The organism is Antarcticimicrobium sp. (assembly GCF_029212575.1).
Classification (GTDB): domain Bacteria; phylum Pseudomonadota; class Alphaproteobacteria; order Rhodobacterales; family Rhodobacteraceae; genus Antarcticimicrobium.
On record NZ_JARGPK010000021.1, the window covers coordinates 69,876 to 86,258 of the forward strand.

Below are 16,383 nucleotides of genomic sequence, written 5' to 3' on the forward strand. Positions count from 1 at the left end.
TCGCATCAGTTCAGAGGATTGGGCTCTTCCACAGCCACCTCTGGCGGCCAGACCGTGACCTTTTTCGTGCCGCCGTTCTTCCATTGCGCGATCAGGTTCTGCGATCCGACGTTCCTGCCGTGTTCGTCGAATTTGATCCGCGAGAACGGCGAGATCAGCTGATCGCCGGGGATGTCGATCTCAAGGATGGCGGCGCGGAGGTTCTCGGTCGTCAGTTCCTGGCCGGACTCAAGCGTCTTCTCCAGCGCGGCCTTCAGCGTGTAGACACCGCGGTAGCACATCGACGCATAGCTTGACGGCACGATGCCGTGCCGTTCCTCGTAGGCCTTCACAAAACGCTGGGCGCGGTCCATGTCGGGATTGAAGTAGTCCACCGTGCTGAGATTGACGTCCTCGATGAAGCCCCTGTCCACCAGTTGCGGGATGCGCACATCACCCGGACCGCCGCCGATTCCGACAATGTAGGGCTTGAAGTCAAGCTGCTGCATTGCCTGGAGCCCGGTCACCACATCTTCGGTGTAGCCGGCCCAGATCACCACGTTGGCACCCGATGTCTGCACCCGCTTGACCGGCGGCAGAAGGTTGCGATCGCTGCGCGAATACGGCGCGCTGGCGGCGATCTCGATGCCCCGGGCCTCCAGCAGGGCTTCGATCCGCTCGATGGTTCCGGCGCCACGCGGGCTGTCTTCGTAAAGCAACGCCGGGACGACGTCGCCTTGCGTCATCAGGTGTTCGAAGAATTCCACGACCGTGGCCGCCTCGGTATCGGCGGTGATCTGATCGGAGAAATACCATTTGTAACCGCGCTCGAGGAGCTCGGCCGACACCGCCGACGAGTTCAGGTAAGGAACCCGCGCCTGCTCGGCGAACTGCGCCGCAGCCGATGTGCCTGCGCTGATCTCGCAGCCAAGGATGACCGGAGCCCGCTCGAGGCGGGTCAACCGCTCCATCACCTGGCGCACCACCCCGGGATTGCCCTGTGTGTCGTATAGTTGGATCTTCAGCGGCCGACCGGCGACGCCGCCATCGGCGTTGATGTGCTCAAGGGCAACTGCGATCCCCTTTTGCGCATCCTGTCCGGTCACGGCGACCGCTCCCGACATGGCGGCGATCGCCGGTATCACGATTTCTTCGGCTTGGGCCAGCGCAGGTGAAGACGTCAGCGGCGCAATGGCAACGGCCAGGCCGATAACGGCCTGTAGAAACTTGTTCATTGTGGCTCCTCCCTAAAATCCCGCAAGTCCGAAAGCGGCATCGGCCGATGGCAGGACTCCGGTGACCTAGGGTAAGCGGGGCGGTCAGCCTGCGCCAAGAACTCCGGGCCGGGCAAGCCTTTTGCGCACAGATGTGTTTTTAGGTCTGCGGCGGTTGAGCGCTCTTGGCGACGCCGTTCTAATGGCCTGCGGAACCGCTTTCACGAGTCGCTCCCGAATAGTGTGGGTCTTGCAGGGACGCTTCCGCAGGATTGCGGCGCTGCGCCCTTGGGTTGCGGGCCGACTGACCGCCAGACCACGGCGCGCATTGCTGACTCGAAGGGTGCGATACCGCAAAGGGAAAAGAAAATGGACAGTCAGCCGCAGCAGCCATCACCGCAGCAGCCAGCCGAGGGGGACGGCCCGCTTGCCGGTTACAGGGTGCTTGATCTTTCGGTCAACGTGCTTGGGCCGGTGGCGACCCAGATCCTCGGCGACATGGGGGCCGACGTCATCAAGATCGAGTCACCCGACGGCGACTACACACGCCAGGTGGGGCCGTCGCGCAACCCGAAGATGGGGGCACTGTTCCTCAACACAAACCGCAACAAACGCTCGGTCGTGCTCGACCTGAAGAAACCCGACGCGCGGGCAGCGCTCCTTGATCTGGTGCGTTCCGCGGACGTGCTGGTGCATTCGATGCGCCCCGGCGCCGCCGAACGGCTGGGCGTCGGTTACGAGGCGATCCGCGCGGTCAATCCCCGCATCATTCACGCCTCGGCTTCTGGCTTCCGGCTGGATAGCGAGCGCCGCGACTGGCCTGCTTTCGACGATGTGATCCAGGGCGCCAGCGGCGTAGCCGGGATGATGGCCCGGGCCACCGGCGAGCCGCGCTATTACCCCACGGTAATCGCCGACAAACTATGCGGTTACATCCTGGCATCGTCCATAGCGATGGCCTTCGTCTGGCGCGAGCGCACCGGCCACGGGCAGCAGGTAAACGTGCCGATGATGGATGCGATGGTCAACTTCAATCTGATCGAGCATCTCTGGGGCGCAACGCTCGACCGGCCCGATCTGGGCATGGGTTACAGCCGTGTATTCTCGCCCCATCGTCGGCCTTATCCAACGCAGGACGGGCACATCTGTGTGATGGCGGCGATGGACAACCAGTGGCTGCGTCTCTTCGACGCCATAGGCCGGCCCGAGCTGCGCGACGATCCACGATTTGCCACAGCAGAGTTGCGCACCGATCACATTGACAAGTTATATGGGATCCTCGCCGAGGCAATCGCGGGGAATACAACCGCCGAGTGGCGCCGCCGGTTCGACGCGGCCGACGTGCCGAATGGACCGGCCAACAGCCTGGAGGATCTTCTGGTTGATCCCTACCTGGTTCAAACCGGTTATTTCGAGCGCCACGAGCACCCGACAGAGGGTGCCGTCGTGACGCCCCGGATACCGGTCCAGTTCTCGGACAGCCCCGGCCGGGTGCGCCGGCTGCCACCGCGGCTGGGCGAGCACACGGAGGAAGTTCTGTCCGAAATCCGCCTTCCGCGCGCCGACGCCTGACGGAACCAGGCCAGGCGGGCAGCCGGTGCCCGGTTGGCCAGGATCGGTTCGCGGCCAACCGGACCCGCCTGTCCCAAACTTCCGGCTCCGCCCATTTTACTGCGCGGTATAGCCGCCATCGACGACCATTTCGGATCCGGTCATATAGGATGCCTCGTCGGACGCCAGAAACAGCACCGCCCCGGCTACTTCTTCCGGTTGGGCCGGGCGCTGCATGATCGTTGTCCCACGTATATCTTTCTGACCGTCCGGGTCAGCCAGTCTGAAAGGAACCATCGCCGGAATCAAATGTGCGGAAGATCCTGTACGTTATCCATCCAGGATTTCTTTCGAGATGGTCGTTCATGCGGCCTTTCGATGAAGCATGGACCGGATCAGCCATACACAAAAGGTCGGACACTCTCGCTGCCGCCCATCTGCGCCATATCGCCGGAACCCAATGGGCGACCCGAACATACATGAACATGACACCGCTATACGCGGATCAAACCCAAGGAGCCGTCGTCGCATGACCGAAAGTGCGAAAGACTCTGGACACTACCTTTCATCATACACAGCGCTGCTACTCAAACGAATGTCGGAGTGGAATAGCCTGCTCGGGTAACCTCGCCAGGTTTTTTCACTACCTCTGATTCAGATTCTCAGATGTGCCTGTGCTCAGAAGGGAGCGCTGAGCGGCACGTTGAACCCAATTCGCCCGCGCCGTTCGCGCATCAACTCGTCGCCGAGATCGGGACCGGCGTGGCGCATCTACGCCAGATCAATGTGGCCGAACGTATGCACGGCTCGCCCGGACTTCAGCTGCATAACGGGCGACCAGGCTGAGTGTCGAAGGGCAGGATTCAGATGCACCCACCGGCTGACTTCTGCGCGTCTTTGGTGGCCCGGCCCGACACAGGAACCGGGCCGACCACGATCTGGTATCAGTTCCTTTTCAGCGCGGACCGGAAGGCTTCCAGGATCTCGGTTCCGGGCTTGCCTTGGGCATCGAGTTGCTCGGCCCATTCGGACCCCACCGTCGACAGGATCTGGTTCAGCTTTTCGACATCTCCGGCGGGCAGGTCAACGAAGGTCACGCCCGCCTCGGCGATCTGCTGCTTGACTTCAAGGTTCTGTCGGTCGGCAGTTTCGCATCCTTCCCTAGTCAAATCTTCGCCAATCGCGGTCATCGCCTGCTGGACGTCCTCGGGAAGACTGTCCCACTTTTCGTGGCTGATCACGTAAGTCGCCACGAAGGATCCGAAGTTCATCCCCTGCGTGCCCCAGTCGAGGAATGTCTCCATGCCGTAGGGCGTGACGCTGGGATAGGGGAAGAGCCCGGCGTCGATCGTCCCGCGGGACAAAGCCTCGCGCACTTCCGGCGCCGGCATCTGCACCGGCACACCGCCGATCTTCTGGATGGTCAGGTCAAGCGCGCCGCCGGTTGAACGGATCTTCAGGCCTTCCATGCTGTCCAGCCCGCTGATCTCGCGGCTCGACGTCAGCAGGTTGTAGGGTGGCAGCACCATCGCCATCAGCAGGCGCACGCCGTTCGGCGCGAATTCGGCCTGGTCTAGCGCGCCGCCGGGCTTGGCAATCTCCCAATAGGCCATCGTGCCCTCACACGAGGTTGAAAACGCCTCGGGCAATTGCCCGACCGCCGAAAGGGGCATCTTGTCGCTGACATAGGAGGGGCCGACATAGCCGATATCGGTCACGCCGGTCTGGGTCAGCGAGAGCAGGTCCTTGGCCTTGCCGAGTTGCTGAGCCGGGAAGTACGCGAACTCGGTTTTCCCGGTTCGCTCGCTCACCCGTTCCATGAAAGGTTCGATCAGGCTCTGGGCAATGTAATGGCCGGTGGGCAGGCTGTCGGCCGCGCGCAGTTCGATCTCCTGCGCTGCAACCGGCTGCACGGCGAGCGGCAGCAAGGCAACGCTCAGGGCCCAGCCCGCTGTCCGTACGGGCGATGGGAATTTGGATATTCTGGTCATGATTTCATTCTCCTCCTGTATTCTAGGGTTATGGACTGGCGCTATTGCGCAGGCCGACGTCGTCAGTTCATTGTCGAGGGCAGCCACAGCACCAGCGCGGGAAATGCGGTGAGCAACGCGATCACCAGCAAATGCGCCAGAACATGCGGAAACGTGCCGCGAAAGATCTCACCCAAAGGTCGACGGGTATAGCGGGCCACCACGAAAACGTTCATGCCCAGTGGTGGCGTGACCATACCGACCTCGGCGGTCACCACGACGATCACCCCGAACCAGATCGGGTCAAAGCCCAGCGTCAGCACCAACGGCAGAAGCACCGGCACCGTCAGGATGAGAATGGCGATCTGATCCATGAAGGCCCCCAGGAAGATGTAGATGATCAGGATCACCACCATCACCCCCATCGGCGACATGCCGAGGCCTCCGATCCAATGGGTCAGATCGTTCGTCACCCGCGTGAGGGTGAAGAAATAACCGAAGATATGCGCGCCGAGGATCACGAAGAGAATCATGCAGGTGGTCTGCGCCGCCCGTCTCAGGCAGCCCCAAGCCGAGCCGAACCCCAGCTTGCCCTCACGCAGCGCCAGCAACATCGCACCGAAGGCACCGATGCCCGACGCCTCGGTCGGCGTGGCGATTCCTGAGTAGATCGTGCCGGTGACGGCCAGGAACAGCACCAGCATCGGCCCCACACGCGACAGCGACGCGATCTTCTCGCGAAAGCTGTAAGACTGACCGGCAGGCGCGGCCGAGGGATCGATACGCACGAGAACCGCGACCGTGGCCATGATGGTCAGAGCGACCAGGATTCCCGGAATCACCCCTGCCACCAGCAGTTGTCCGACTGAGACATCGGCAATGATCCCATAGAGAATCAGCGCCACCGACGGCGGAATCAACATCGCCAGAGTGCCCGAGATCGCCACCACGCCGCTGGCCAGTTTGGGGTCGTAGCCCTCGTCAATCATCGCCGGAATCGAGGTCGAAGCGAGCGTCGCCGCCGCCGCCGTGCTCGATCCCGAGACCGCGCCAAAGCCAGCCCCCGCCACCGCAGTGGCCATAGCCAGACCCCCGCGCAGGCGGCCGACCCATATGGTTGCTGCGCGGAACAGATCCTGCGCCACACCGGAGATGATCACGAACTCAGCCATCAGGATGAACATCGGGATAGTGATGATCTCGTAGGAATTCGCGGTGCTCAGCGGCGCGGTTTTCAGGATACCGCCCAGCACCGCCATTCCGCCGAACAGGTAAAGCCCCACGGACCCCGAAATCGCCATTGCCAGGGCCACCGGCAGCCCGATCACCAGCAGCCCGGCCAATAGCGCAATTACCAAAGCCACCGTCACAGGGCGTCCTCCCCATGGAGAGCAGTCGTTTCGGGCGGGGGCGGCATCTCAACCAGATCGAGCCGCGAAAAGATGGAAAGCCCGTGCCCGACCGCCCGGTAGATCAGCCGAAGTGTCAGCAGAGCGGTGCCGGTCAGGACAATCAGATAAGCGGGCCACGTCAGCCACGGGACCAACGCGGCGATCCGGTCCTGCCCGGCATAGGAGCTTTGGAAGCGGTCCCAGGCCTCCAATCCGATCAGCGCCATAACCAGCGCCCCCGCGGCATAACCCACCGCCAGTCCAAGGTGCCGAAATCGGCGAGGAAGCACCCCTTGGAACAGATCGATCGCCACGTGGCCGTGATGGTGAAGTGTGTCGGGCAGCATCAGGAAAAACACCGCTACAACAAGGTAGAGCCCGATCAGGTCATACGACCAGCCCAGCGGCATCGAAAGCGCGTAGCGCATTGCGACATCCACGACCACGATCAGCATGATTGCCGCTAATGCGACGCAGGCCAGTGCCGCCAGCCCGGTCTCCAGCACGTCCAACCCGCGCGAGACGGCTGACATGCCGCGCACGGCTCCCCCGTTTTTCGGTGGCTTCATTGCGACCACGATCCCCCCCTTTTTGTACCATTGCGGGCCATTTTCAGCGGTGATTTCCGAACCCGGAAAAAACTGTCTGTGCCTCATTGTGGCGCTAAACTTAGCAAGGCCCCCTTGCATGTCAACGCACTCCGTGCAAAAAAATCCAGCAACATAGACTTATAGTCTTTTGCCGCGCCGTGTCGCCGGCACCGACGATAAAACCGGAGGGAGAGAGTCATGTTTCAAATGCTCGACGGGGTGCGCGTTGTGGAATTGGGCCATATTCTCCTCGCCCCCTACGCCACCCAGTTCCTGGGCGATTTCGGGGCCGATGTGATCAAGGTCGAAGCGCCGGAAGGCGACTATTACCGGCGCCTCGGCGTCTCGCGCGCGCCGGGTATGACCGCTCAGTGGATGGCGGTGAACCGGAACAAACGCAGCATTGCGCTTGATCTCAAATCCCCCGAAGGGCGTGCGGCGCTGCTGGAGATGCTGAGTCAGGCGGACATCGTGGTTCACAATATGCGAGTGCCTGCGATCGAGCGACTGGGTCTTGGATATGACGCCGTGCGGGAGGTCAATCCGCGCATCGTCTACTGCGCCGCGATCGGGTTCGGGCAGGACGGGCCCTATGCCGACCTGCCCGCCTTCGATGACCTGATTCAGGCCCGGTCGGGTCTGGCCGAGGCCAACGGGCGCAACGCAGGTGCCCCCGCCTTTGTGCCGATGGTGGCCGCCGACAAGATCACCGGGCTGGCGCTGGGTCAGGCGATGCTGGCCGGCCTGTTCCGGCAGCGCACCACCGGCGAGGGGTGTTACATCGAAACGCCAATGTTCGAAACCATGGTGTCAGTGATGCTGAGCCAGCATTTCAACGGTGCCGCCTACCGGCCGCCGGAAGGCGGGTTCGGCTACGCCCGGGTGATGAGCCCGTTCCGCAAGCCTGCGCCGACCAGCGACGGCTTCATCGCGCATGGGATCTACAAATTCGACCAGTGGCAGCGATTCCTGCGCGCTGTGGGTCGCGACGACGTGGCCGACGGCCCCATGATGACCGACGCCGTGACTGCACAGCGGCACTTTCCCCAACTCTACGAGATTGTCGTCACGCAGATCCTGCCGCAGCGGACCACGGCAGAGTGGCAAGCGCTGTTCGATGCCCTCGATATTCCCAATGCCCCAGTGATGGCGATGGAGGATCTGCCCGACGATCCGCATGTCCGCGCCGTCGGTTTGATCGAAGACTATGTCCATCCTCAGCAGGGGCCGATGCGCCGGGTCCGCAGCCCCTACTCGATGCGAGGCGTGGAGACGGGCCCCGACCTTCCAGCACCTGCCCTTGGCGCACAAGGCACGGCGATACTGGAAGAGTTCGGCTTCTCACCGGAAAGGGTTGCTCAACTGATAGAGGCCGGTATCGTTGTGCAACCCGAGCAGGACTCGTCGGCAAACGACGGTCTGGCGGGAGCGGTGCCTCGGTCCGGCGACCAGCCTTGAGCGGCACCCGGACCACCGGCGTCGGCCACTGTCCCCGCCCGGAGGAAGGCTCGGCCAGGGAACTGCTTCGGCAGCGTGACGGCATCCCCTTGTATCTCAAGCTCGCAAGCCTGTTTCGCGAAAAGATTCGCTGCGGCCATTGGCCCACACACAGCCAGTTGCCCACCTTGCTGGTCCTGCGCGAAGAATACGGTCTGGCGCGTGAGACCGTCCGCCAGGCCCTGGGGGTTCTGCGCAGCGAGGGCCTGATCGACAGCACCCGCGGGCTGGGCACCTTTGTCACAACGTCGGCCGAGCAGATAGAGGCGCATACGCCCGCCTACGATCCGCTGACGCTCGGGGCACAAGTCCGCATCGAAATTCTGTCGCGCGTGTCCTGTGAAGACCGTCCCGATCTTGGCCGCGACCTGATCGGTTTGGAAACGCCGCTGGTTCATGTTCGCAAGCGCCATCACGCCGGGCAGCAGCCCTATTCGCTGGTCGATCTGTGGCTGCCGCAACGCTATTTCGATATGCTGCCTGAGGGCGCTGACGAAACGCAGCTCTATTCACAACTGCTGCGCGACCACACCGGCCTGACGGATCTGTCGGGCGACCAGATCATCACCATCGTTCGGGCCGACATCGCCACCGCGCACCTGTTGGGCATCACCCTCAGCGAGCCGGTGGCCCATGTGGTCTCGCGATTGTTCGATCCCGAAGGCCGCCCGGTCATGGCTCACCTCGTGCAGATCCGCAGCGACGTCTTTGCCGCCGAGCGCCAGTTCGGCAATCTCGCCACAGGAGATCCCGGCTCCTGGCGCCCGCATATGGCGGAACCCGCCCCGCCCGAGCATTCGGAGCGACCACACCCAAGTCAGAAGAAGGAGTGATCTCATGGATTTCGATCTCACCGAAGAGCAACGGGCCATCCGCGACGCGGTGGCCAAGATCTGCTCGCGTTTCGACGATGCCTACTGGCTGGAACGCGAACGAACCGGGACCTTCCCCGAAGATTTCGCGGCCGAGATCGCGAAAGGCGGTTTCTACGGCGTGACCATGGAGGACCAATACGGCGGTTCGGGCCTGGGCATTACCGAGGCATCTCTGGTCATGCAGGAAATCGGGCGCTACGGCGCGGCGGCCAGTTCTGCGGTGCATATCAATATCTTCGGGCTGCAACCGGTGGTCGGCTTCGGCACCGACGAACAAAAGGCGCGGATGCTGCCGCCTCTGATCCGGGGCGAGCACCGCTCCTGCTTCGGCGTGACTGAACCGGACGCGGGCCTCGACACCACACATATCTCCACCTTCGCGCGCCGCCGCGAAGGCGGGGGATATGTGGTCAACGGGCGCAAGGTCTGGACGTCGACGGCACAGCGCGCAGATCACATCCTGTTGGTTACCAGGACCACGCCGATCGAGGAATGCAAGCGACCGACCGACGGCATGTCGGTGTTCTACACGGATTTCGACCGCAGCAAGATCGACGTGCATGAAATTGCCAAGATGGGACGCAAGGCAGTCGATTCCAACGCCATCTTCATCGACGGGCTGGAGGTTCCAGAGGAAAATCGGATCGGAGCAGAAGGCGAGGGATTCAAGGTTCTGCTGCACGGGTTGAACGCCGAGCGGATCATTGTCGCTGCGGCAGCGGTCGGGTTCGGGATGCATGTTCTGGAAAAGGCGGCGGCCTATGCGCGCGAGCGCGTTGTCTTCGGCCGTCCGATCGGCCAGAACCAAGCGATCCAGCATCCGCTTGCCACGGTGTGGATGCGTCTTCAAGCGGCGGAACTGATGACCTACAAGGCCGCCGCGCTTTACGATCAGGGCAGGCCCTGTGGGCTGGAGGCCAATACCGCGCGCAACCTCGCAGGCTCGGCAGCCTACGAAGCGGCGTTCCGGGCGGTGCGCACCCATGGCGGCTTTGGCTTCGCGCAGGAATACCACGTCGAGCGCTACTTTCGCGAAAGCGTGCTGAACTTCATCGCGCCGGTCAGCGAGGAATTGATCCTCTCCTACGTGGCCGAGAAGGCACTGGGGATGCCCAAGTCCTACTGACCCTTCGCCCGTATCGCGATTCCGCCGGGTCGTGCCCACCCTCGAAGCTGACGACCTTCGAGGGTGGGGCGGCCAAGGCCCTTTTTCAGAACGCGTTCAACCCGGTCAGGTTTCGCCCGATTACCAGCTTCTGAATTTCGGTGGTGCCATCCGGGATCGGCATGACCTTCGCATTGCGGAAGTGCCGTTCAACGGGGAACTCCTTGGTGATGCCGTTGCCGCCGTGGATTTGCACCGCTTTGCCGGCGATTTCGACGGCCATCTCGGTCGCATACCATTTTGCCATCGAGGTCTGGGTGTCGCAGCGCACGCCCAGATCCAAGAGTTGCAGCCCGCGTTGGCACAAAAGCCGCCCGGCATCGAGATGTGTGGCCATGTCGGCCAGATAGCCCTGGATCAACTGGTGCCCGCCAATCGGTTTGCCATGCTGCTCGCGTTCCTGCGCATATTTGACCGCACATTCCAGCGCTGCCTGGGCGATGCCGATGCTGGTCAGGCCAACAAACACACGCGCGCTTTCAAACAGCTTCAAGGTCTGGAACAGACCGCCGCCGGAATTGCCCAGAACGTGGGCCTCCGTGGTTTCGGCTTGATCAAAGAACAATTCGCAGGTCGAGGCACCGACAAGCCCCATCTTGCGCAACTCGCGGCTTTCATAACCGCCGGTGTCGCGGTCGACGATGACCATGGAAATCCCGTCGTCCAGATTGCAGACCACAATGGCAAAGTCCGATTGCGCCCCATTGGAAATCCAGAGCTTCTGTCCGGTGACGAAAATCTTGCCCCCCCTGCGTTCTGCGCGGGTCTTGACCTCGCGCACGTTCGAGCCAACTTCCGGCTCGGAAATGCAGGTGGCGCAAATGCGTTCGCTACGCAGGAGTGGCTTCAGATAGGCCTCTTTTTGCGCCGCGTCGCCCAAAAGGTTGACCGCAAACACCGCGTGGCCCTGGATCAGCACCGCAATCGCCAGATCGGCCCAGATCCGGGCGAGTTCTTCGTAGAGGATGCCATAGGTCATGCGGTCGATCCCGGCGCCGCCGTCCTCTTCCGGAATCAGGCCGCTGATCAGCCCGAATTCCTCGACCTTGGCGAACAGGGATTTCAGCGTTTCCGCATCGGGCGGGTGGCCGAGGTTTTCGTATTTCTCGGCCAGCGGCGCGAATTCCGCCTCGGCCATCTTACGGAAGTTTTCCAGCAACATGCGTTGCTCGTCGGTATAGATTGCCTGAGCGGCGGCGATCACGTTTTCCATTGTTCTTTTCCTTGTCTCAGCGGCCCAGAATGGTGACGCAGGCGGCAGCTTCCTCGACGCCGTGCAGGCCGCCGCCGTTTTCGGCAATCGCGTTTTGCGCGCCTTCAACCTGGCGCGCGCCAGCTTCGCCGCGCAGCTGTGTGACCAGTTCGAAAACCTGGCCGATCCCGGTGGCCCCGACAGGGTGCCCCTTGGATTCCAGCCCACCGGAGGGGTTTACCGGTATCCGTCCGCCGATACTGGTTTCTCCACGCAGGCTGGCCGGGCCACCCTCGCCAAATGCCACAAAGCCGAGGTTTTCGATCTGAATCACCTCGCCAACAGCGGTGGCGTCATGCACTTCGGCGACCGACATTTCCTCGGGGCCGAGTCCGGCCTGTTCATAGGCCTGAAGCGCGGCAAAGCGGGTCAGGTGATTTTCAAAACCCTCCGGCGGACGGTCGGTGCCGGAGCGCAGGATCGCGGCCTTGACCTTGATCGCGCGGGCAGGATCGAGCCCCAGCCGCTTCAGCCCCTCACCGGTGCAAAGCACGGCGGCCGCCGCGCCGTCGGAGATCGGCGCGCACATCGGCAGGGTCAGCGGGTAGGTAATGGGCGGCGCGTGCAAAACCTGTTCGATGGTCATCGCATCGCGGTATTGCGCCAGTGGATTATGCGCCGAATGCGCGTGGTTCTTGGCCGAGACGGCGGCGAACTGTTCCTGCGTGGTGCCGAAGGTCTTCATGTGGAGCCGCGCGAAGCCTGCATAGACATCCATGAACACGCTATAGGGTTTGGGCGACTTCGACCCTTCGGGTTCCTCGACCCCTGCACCCAGATCTGCCAGACGCTGCGCGACCTCTTCGCCGTTGCTGACGTCCCAGCCGCTGTCGAAGGCCGAGAACATCAGCGCGCGGTCGTCGGAATACATCTTCTCGGCGCCCACGGCTAGGCAACAATCGCCATTGCCGGCCTTGAGGAAATCCACCGCCAATTTGAACCCGGTCGAGGCGCTGGCGCAGGCGTTTTCGACATTGACTACCGGAATGCCCTGAATGCCCATCTCGCGCAGCGCGATTTCGCCCCGGATCATGTGCTGGCCTTCCATATGGCCCTGCACCGCGTTCGAGAAGAACGCGCCGTCGATGCGATCAGAGGTCAGCCCGGCGTCGGTCAGTGCGGCGGCGACGGCCTCGCCTGTCATGTCCTTGATGGATTTATCCCGGAATTTTCCGAACGGCGTCATCCCGACGCCAACAACGTAGATATCCTGCATCTTGCAGTCTCCCTGTTCAGTAGCCGCGAAACTGCGGTTTGCGCTTTTCATTGAAAGCCGCCAGCCCTTCGCGCATGTCCCAGGAACGCATATGCGCGCGCAGGTTCAGCATCTCTTCGGCCAGGGCGGCGGTTTCGTCCACGTTCAGCGACCGGTTCGCCACCTTCTTCATGCGGCGCAATACGGCGGGGCTCTTGTCCGCCAGCCGGTCGGTGAAAGCCTGTACGGCGTCGCGCAACTCTGCGTCCGGCACGACCTTGTTCACCAACCCCCAGTCCATCATGTCCTGGGCCGAAATGTTTTCGCCCGAGAATAACAGGAATTTCGCGCGGTTCAGCCCGACCCGCCGCGGCAGGATCGCCGCGCCCCCCGCGCCCGGAAAGACGCCGAAATTGGAGTGAGCATCACCCAGTTGCGCGCTTTCGGCGGCAAAGACCAGATCGCAGGCCATCACCATCTCGAGCCCTCCCGCCATGGCCAGCCCGTTTACGGCGGCGATCACTGGCTTGGGGCCGTGACGCATCAGCCCGAAGGTGTGTTCGACGAGATCGAGAAGGTCGGGTTCGCCGGGTTCGTGCTTGGCACCGGCGACCTCCTTGAGGTCCGCACCGGCGCAGAACGCCCGCCCGGATCCGGTCAGGACGATGGCGCGAACCGCGTTATCGGCAATCGCGGCTTCAAGCGCGTCCGCCATTTCCCGTAGCATCTGCATCGACATGGCGTTCAACTGGTCGGTCCGCTGGAAAGTGATCCATTCGGTTCCGGCCACACGTTCGACGGACAGGGTCTTTGGCGCTTCAGTCATGTTAACCTCCTGAAGAACAATAAGAATTTTCAATTCTGGCTTGCTTTTTCCGACGGATCGAGTTGCTATGGACGGGACCCGCACGCGGGAAAAACGAGACATGGAGCCCGATATGAGCACTGCACCCCTGGCCGACCTGAAAATCCTCAGCCTCGCCGAACAATTCCCGGGTCCCTATGCGACCATGCTGTTGTCGGACATGGGGGCCGAGGTGATCATGATCGAACGACCGGGTGTCGGCGATCCGGCCCGTCAGTTTCCGCCTCTGTTTAGGGCCCTGAACCGCGGCAAACGCAGCGTGGCGCTCGACTTGAAATCCGCCGATGGCCTCGCACAATTTCGCACCCTTGCGCAAACCGCCGATGTCATCGTTGAAGGGTTCCGCCCCGGAAAGCTCGCGGCGCTCGGTGCCGGGTTCGAGGACATCCGCAAGATCAATCCGAGCCTCGTTTACGTGTCGATTTCGGGATACGGGCAGGATGGACCTTATCGGGACAGGGCAGGGCACGATCTGAGCTATGAAGGGGTCGGTGGCCTGCTGGCCGATCAGGCGGATGCCGGGCAGGCCGGACCGCTGCCCACCGTCCCCCTGGCGGATATTGGCGCGGCGCTGTTTGCGGCCATCGCAATCCTGTCGGCGGTTGTCTCCAGTCAGCGCACGGGGCAGGGGCGTTACGTGGATGTCTCGATGTCGGACGCAGTGGTCTCCATGCTCACCGCCTTCCTCGTTCCGGCGGCCAATGGCACGCCGCTTGGCGAATTTATCGCCGAACCGGCCTATGGCGTTTTCACCTGCAAGGACGGCAAGCTGATGACGTTGTCTATCGCGCATGAGGACTGGTTCTGGACACCGTTCTGCGATGTGATCGGCAAGCCGGAGCTTGCTGGATTGAAAGGTCGCGAGCGTGTCGCCCGTAAGGACGCGCTGCGCGAAGAGATCGCGGCGGTGCTGGTCAGCAAGACGCGCGATGACTGGGGCGATCTGTTCGACCGCGCGGGCGTGCCCTGGGGCCCGCTCCATTCGCTCGTCGAAACGCTTGATGACCCGCATGTGCGTGCGCGCCAGCTGTTGCGCACCATGACGCAGGACGGCGGCAAGACCGAAACCTTCCTGGTCCAGCCGTTGAAGTTCGACGATTTTGACTCCGAGATTTCGGGCCTGCCTCCGGAGATCGGCGCCGACAATGACAGCGTCTTTGCGGGCGGCTCCGATTGACGGCCACCCCCCGCATTTGGCGCTAGCAGGCAAAGGAATACCCGCCATTCACCGGATAGGTCTGTCCGGTGATCCAGCTGGCCGCATCCGAGCAGAGAAACAGGATCATGCCGGCGGGGTCTTCCGGCTCGCCCAGCCGGCGGATCACATATTGCGACAGCGCCCGCTTCTCGGTCTCTGCATCGGGGATCAGATCGGCGACCGCCGGGGTTCTCGTGCCGCCCAGGGCGACGCAATTCGCGGTGATCCCGAACCGGCCACCGGCCTTTGCAATGGCGCGCATGAAACCTGCCGCCCCGGCCTTGGCACCGGAGTACACCGCCAGATGCGGCTCGCCCACGCGGCCCGCGTCCGAGATCACCGTCACGATACGTCCATAGCCGCCCTTGACCATCAGCGGCATGGCGTGGCGGGTGCAGTTCAGCACACCGTCAAAATTGGTGGCCATCCAGCGGCGCCATTCGGCGGGGTCCGATTCCCAGAACGGGACAAGATCATCAAGCCGCGACGTCGGACCGGCGTTGCCCGCGTTATTGACCAGAATATCCACGCTGCCGAAGGTTTCCTGTACCTTGGCAAAGGCCGCGCCGACCGCTTCGAAATCGGACACGTCAAAAGCGAGCGGGAGCGCCTTTGCGCCGGCGGTTTCCACCTCTGCGGCGACGCTTTCGGCGCGCTCGGCGTGGAAATCGTTGACCACAACGGCGCCCGCGCCGTGCTGGGCCAGATAAAGCGCGACCTGACGGCCCACACCTTGCCCGGCCCCGGTTACAAATGCGGTACGTCCCTTGATTGCGAGCAGTTCACTCATGTTCTTTCCCTATCCTATCCCAGCCATCTCTTGCGGCGCCGATAGTGCTTGATTTCACGATAGCTCTTGCGTTCGCCCGAGGCGGTGACACCGAGATAGAATTCCTTGATGTCCTCGTTATTGGCGAGCTTGTCGGCCGGGCCGTCCATCACGATACGTCCGTTTTCCATCACATAGGCATAATCCGCGATCGACAGCGCCGCGGCGCTGTTCTGTTCGACCAGGAAGAAGGTCGTGCCTTCCGATTTGAGTTGCTTGAGCACCTCGTAGACATCCCGGATCATCATCGGGGCCAACCCCAGCGACGGCTCGTCGATGGCGATGATTTTGGGTTTTGCCATCATCGCCCGTCCGATCAGCAACAATTGCTGTTCGCCGCCGGACATGAAACCGGAGGTGCGGTTGCGCAGGTCGGCAAGGCGCGGCATCAGGGTATAGACATGATCCAGCCGGTTTTTCAGCTCGGCAGAGTTGGGCACCATGTGCCCGCCGACGATCAGGTTCTGCTCGGAGGTGAGGTGACGCAGCACGCGCCGGCCTTCCATCACGTGGATCAGACCGTTCTTCACCACATTCGACGCTTCCATGTTCTGAATCGCGGTGCCGTTCAGCATGATGGACCCCGCCGAAACGGTCCCGTCTTCGGATTTCAGGGTTCCGGAAATGGCCTTGAGCGTGGTGCTTTTTCCCGCGCCGTTGCCGCCGAGCAGCGCAACACACTGGCCTTCACGCACGGTCATGGATACGCCCTTGAGCGCCAGGATGACGTCGGAATAGGTCACTTCCACGTTGTTGAGTTCCAGCATGGTCATTCTGCCCGGGGCTAAGGATCAGGACGGGCGCCGCAATCG

The 16,383-nt window shown here is 62.5% G+C and carries 15 protein-coding genes; 5 read left to right on the forward strand and 10 right to left on the reverse strand.

Translation table 11 applies throughout. The features are described from left to right. Positions 1-5: 5 nt before the first annotated feature. Positions 6-1,214 carry an ABC transporter substrate-binding protein gene (locus P1U75_RS04240; protein WP_300240210.1) on the reverse strand — a complete coding sequence of 403 codons (1,209 nt, stop codon included), beginning with the start codon at positions 1,212-1,214 and terminating at the stop codon, positions 6-8. A 348-nt stretch (positions 1,215-1,562) separates the two neighbouring features. Between P1U75_RS04240 and P1U75_RS04245 the strand changes: the two genes are divergently transcribed. Further along, positions 1,563-2,765, forward strand: a complete 1,203-nt coding sequence (locus tag P1U75_RS04245) for a CoA transferase (protein WP_300240212.1) — start codon at positions 1,563-1,565, stop codon at positions 2,763-2,765. A 96-nt stretch (positions 2,766-2,861) separates the two neighbouring features. Here the strand turns inward: P1U75_RS04245 and P1U75_RS04250 are convergent, their stop codons facing one another. The 4 genes from P1U75_RS04250 to P1U75_RS04265 all read right to left on the reverse strand — a co-directional run bounded on the left by P1U75_RS04250 (position 2,862) and on the right by P1U75_RS04265 (position 6,674). Next, the gene (locus P1U75_RS04250; protein ID WP_366914954.1) at positions 2,862-3,041 is read right to left on the reverse strand and encodes an SDR family oxidoreductase; all 180 of its coding nucleotides are present in this window, start codon (positions 3,039-3,041) and stop codon (positions 2,862-2,864) included. A 647-nt stretch (positions 3,042-3,688) separates the two neighbouring features. Continuing rightward, positions 3,689-4,822: a TRAP transporter substrate-binding protein DctP gene (gene dctP / locus P1U75_RS04255; protein WP_300240214.1), complete on the reverse strand. Its 1,134-nt coding sequence runs from the start codon at positions 4,820-4,822 to the stop codon at positions 3,689-3,691. Further along, entirely contained in the window at positions 4,798-6,078 is a 1,281-nt protein-coding gene (locus tag P1U75_RS04260) for a TRAP transporter large permease subunit (RefSeq protein WP_300240215.1), read from the reverse strand. The genes dctP and P1U75_RS04260 overlap by 25 nt, the downstream gene beginning before the upstream one ends. Positions 6,079-6,080: 2 nt before the next feature. Continuing rightward, positions 6,081-6,674 (reverse strand): TRAP transporter small permease, encoded by a 594-nt coding sequence (locus P1U75_RS04265; protein ID WP_300240226.1) that lies wholly within the window; start codon positions 6,672-6,674, stop codon positions 6,081-6,083. A gap of 219 nt (positions 6,675-6,893) precedes the next feature. Here P1U75_RS04265 and P1U75_RS04270 point away from each other — a divergent pair, with 219 nt between their 5' ends. From P1U75_RS04270 to P1U75_RS04280, 3 genes are read left to right on the forward strand one after another with little or no spacing between them, the layout of a single operon-like run. After that, on the forward strand, positions 6,894-8,153 hold the full coding sequence (locus tag P1U75_RS04270) for a CoA transferase (protein WP_300240216.1): 1,260 nt from the start codon (positions 6,894-6,896) through the stop codon (positions 8,151-8,153). Further along, entirely contained in the window at positions 8,150-9,025 is an 876-nt protein-coding gene (locus P1U75_RS04275; RefSeq protein ID WP_067925394.1) for a GntR family transcriptional regulator, read from the forward strand. Before P1U75_RS04270 ends, P1U75_RS04275 begins: the two co-directional genes overlap by 4 nt. Positions 9,026-9,029: 4 nt before the next feature. Then, entirely contained in the window at positions 9,030-10,193 is a 1,164-nt protein-coding gene (locus P1U75_RS04280; RefSeq protein ID WP_300240217.1) for an acyl-CoA dehydrogenase family protein, read from the forward strand. Between the two features lie 85 nt (positions 10,194-10,278). Here P1U75_RS04280 and P1U75_RS04285 read toward each other — a convergent pair whose 3' ends face one another. From P1U75_RS04285 to P1U75_RS04295, 3 genes are read right to left on the reverse strand one after another with little or no spacing between them, the layout of a single operon-like run. Then, positions 10,279-11,445, reverse strand: a complete 1,167-nt coding sequence (locus tag P1U75_RS04285; RefSeq protein WP_300240218.1) for an acyl-CoA dehydrogenase family protein — start codon at positions 11,443-11,445, stop codon at positions 10,279-10,281. 16 nt (positions 11,446-11,461) lie between these two features. Beyond that, the gene (locus P1U75_RS04290; RefSeq protein ID WP_300240219.1) at positions 11,462-12,700 is read right to left on the reverse strand and encodes a thiolase family protein; all 1,239 of its coding nucleotides are present in this window, start codon (positions 12,698-12,700) and stop codon (positions 11,462-11,464) included. 16 nt (positions 12,701-12,716) lie between these two features. Further along, positions 12,717-13,505: an enoyl-CoA hydratase-related protein gene (locus P1U75_RS04295; protein WP_300240220.1), complete on the reverse strand. Its 789-nt coding sequence runs from the start codon at positions 13,503-13,505 to the stop codon at positions 12,717-12,719. Positions 13,506-13,617: 112 nt separating this feature from the next. Between P1U75_RS04295 and P1U75_RS04300 the strand changes: the two genes are divergently transcribed. After that, entirely contained in the window at positions 13,618-14,721 is a 1,104-nt protein-coding gene (locus tag P1U75_RS04300) for a CaiB/BaiF CoA-transferase family protein (protein ID WP_300240221.1), read from the forward strand. Positions 14,722-14,743: 22 nt separating this feature from the next. Here the strand turns inward: P1U75_RS04300 and P1U75_RS04305 are convergent, their stop codons facing one another. Both P1U75_RS04305 and P1U75_RS04310 read right to left on the reverse strand, forming a co-directional pair. Beyond that, complete coding sequence (locus P1U75_RS04305) at positions 14,744-15,532, reverse strand: SDR family NAD(P)-dependent oxidoreductase (RefSeq protein WP_300240222.1); 789 nt, start codon at positions 15,530-15,532, stop codon at positions 14,744-14,746. A 14-nt stretch (positions 15,533-15,546) separates the two neighbouring features. Beyond that, entirely contained in the window at positions 15,547-16,338 is a 792-nt protein-coding gene (locus tag P1U75_RS04310) for an ABC transporter ATP-binding protein (protein WP_300240223.1), read from the reverse strand. Positions 16,339-16,383: the final 45 nt, after the last annotated feature.

What these genes read in the sequence shown, in the direction of transcription:
- P1U75_RS04240 (WP_300240210.1), bottom strand. Translation starts at nt 1,214, where the DNA reads ATGAACAAGTTTCTACAGGCCGTTATCGGCCTGGCCGTTGCCATTGCG.
- P1U75_RS04245 (WP_300240212.1), top strand. Translation starts at nt 1,563, where the DNA reads ATGGACAGTCAGCCGCAGCAGCCATCACCGCAGCAGCCAGCCGAGGGG.
- P1U75_RS04250 (WP_366914954.1), bottom strand. Translation starts at nt 3,041, where the DNA reads ATGGTTCCTTTCAGACTGGCTGACCCGGACGGTCAGAAAGATATACGT.
- P1U75_RS04265 (WP_300240226.1), bottom strand. Translation starts at nt 6,674, where the DNA reads ATGAAGCCACCGAAAAACGGGGGAGCCGTGCGCGGCATGTCAGCCGTC.
- P1U75_RS04270 (WP_300240216.1), top strand. Translation starts at nt 6,894, where the DNA reads ATGTTTCAAATGCTCGACGGGGTGCGCGTTGTGGAATTGGGCCATATT.
- P1U75_RS04280 (WP_300240217.1), top strand. Translation starts at nt 9,030, where the DNA reads ATGGATTTCGATCTCACCGAAGAGCAACGGGCCATCCGCGACGCGGTG.
- P1U75_RS04285 (WP_300240218.1), bottom strand. Translation starts at nt 11,445, where the DNA reads ATGGAAAACGTGATCGCCGCCGCTCAGGCAATCTATACCGACGAGCAA.
- P1U75_RS04290 (WP_300240219.1), bottom strand. Translation starts at nt 12,700, where the DNA reads ATGCAGGATATCTACGTTGTTGGCGTCGGGATGACGCCGTTCGGAAAA.
- P1U75_RS04295 (WP_300240220.1), bottom strand. Translation starts at nt 13,505, where the DNA reads ATGACTGAAGCGCCAAAGACCCTGTCCGTCGAACGTGTGGCCGGAACC.
- P1U75_RS04300 (WP_300240221.1), top strand. Translation starts at nt 13,618, where the DNA reads ATGAGCACTGCACCCCTGGCCGACCTGAAAATCCTCAGCCTCGCCGAA.
- P1U75_RS04305 (WP_300240222.1), bottom strand. Translation starts at nt 15,532, where the DNA reads ATGAGTGAACTGCTCGCAATCAAGGGACGTACCGCATTTGTAACCGGG.
- P1U75_RS04310 (WP_300240223.1), bottom strand. Translation starts at nt 16,338, where the DNA reads ATGCTGGAACTCAACAACGTGGAAGTGACCTATTCCGACGTCATCCTG.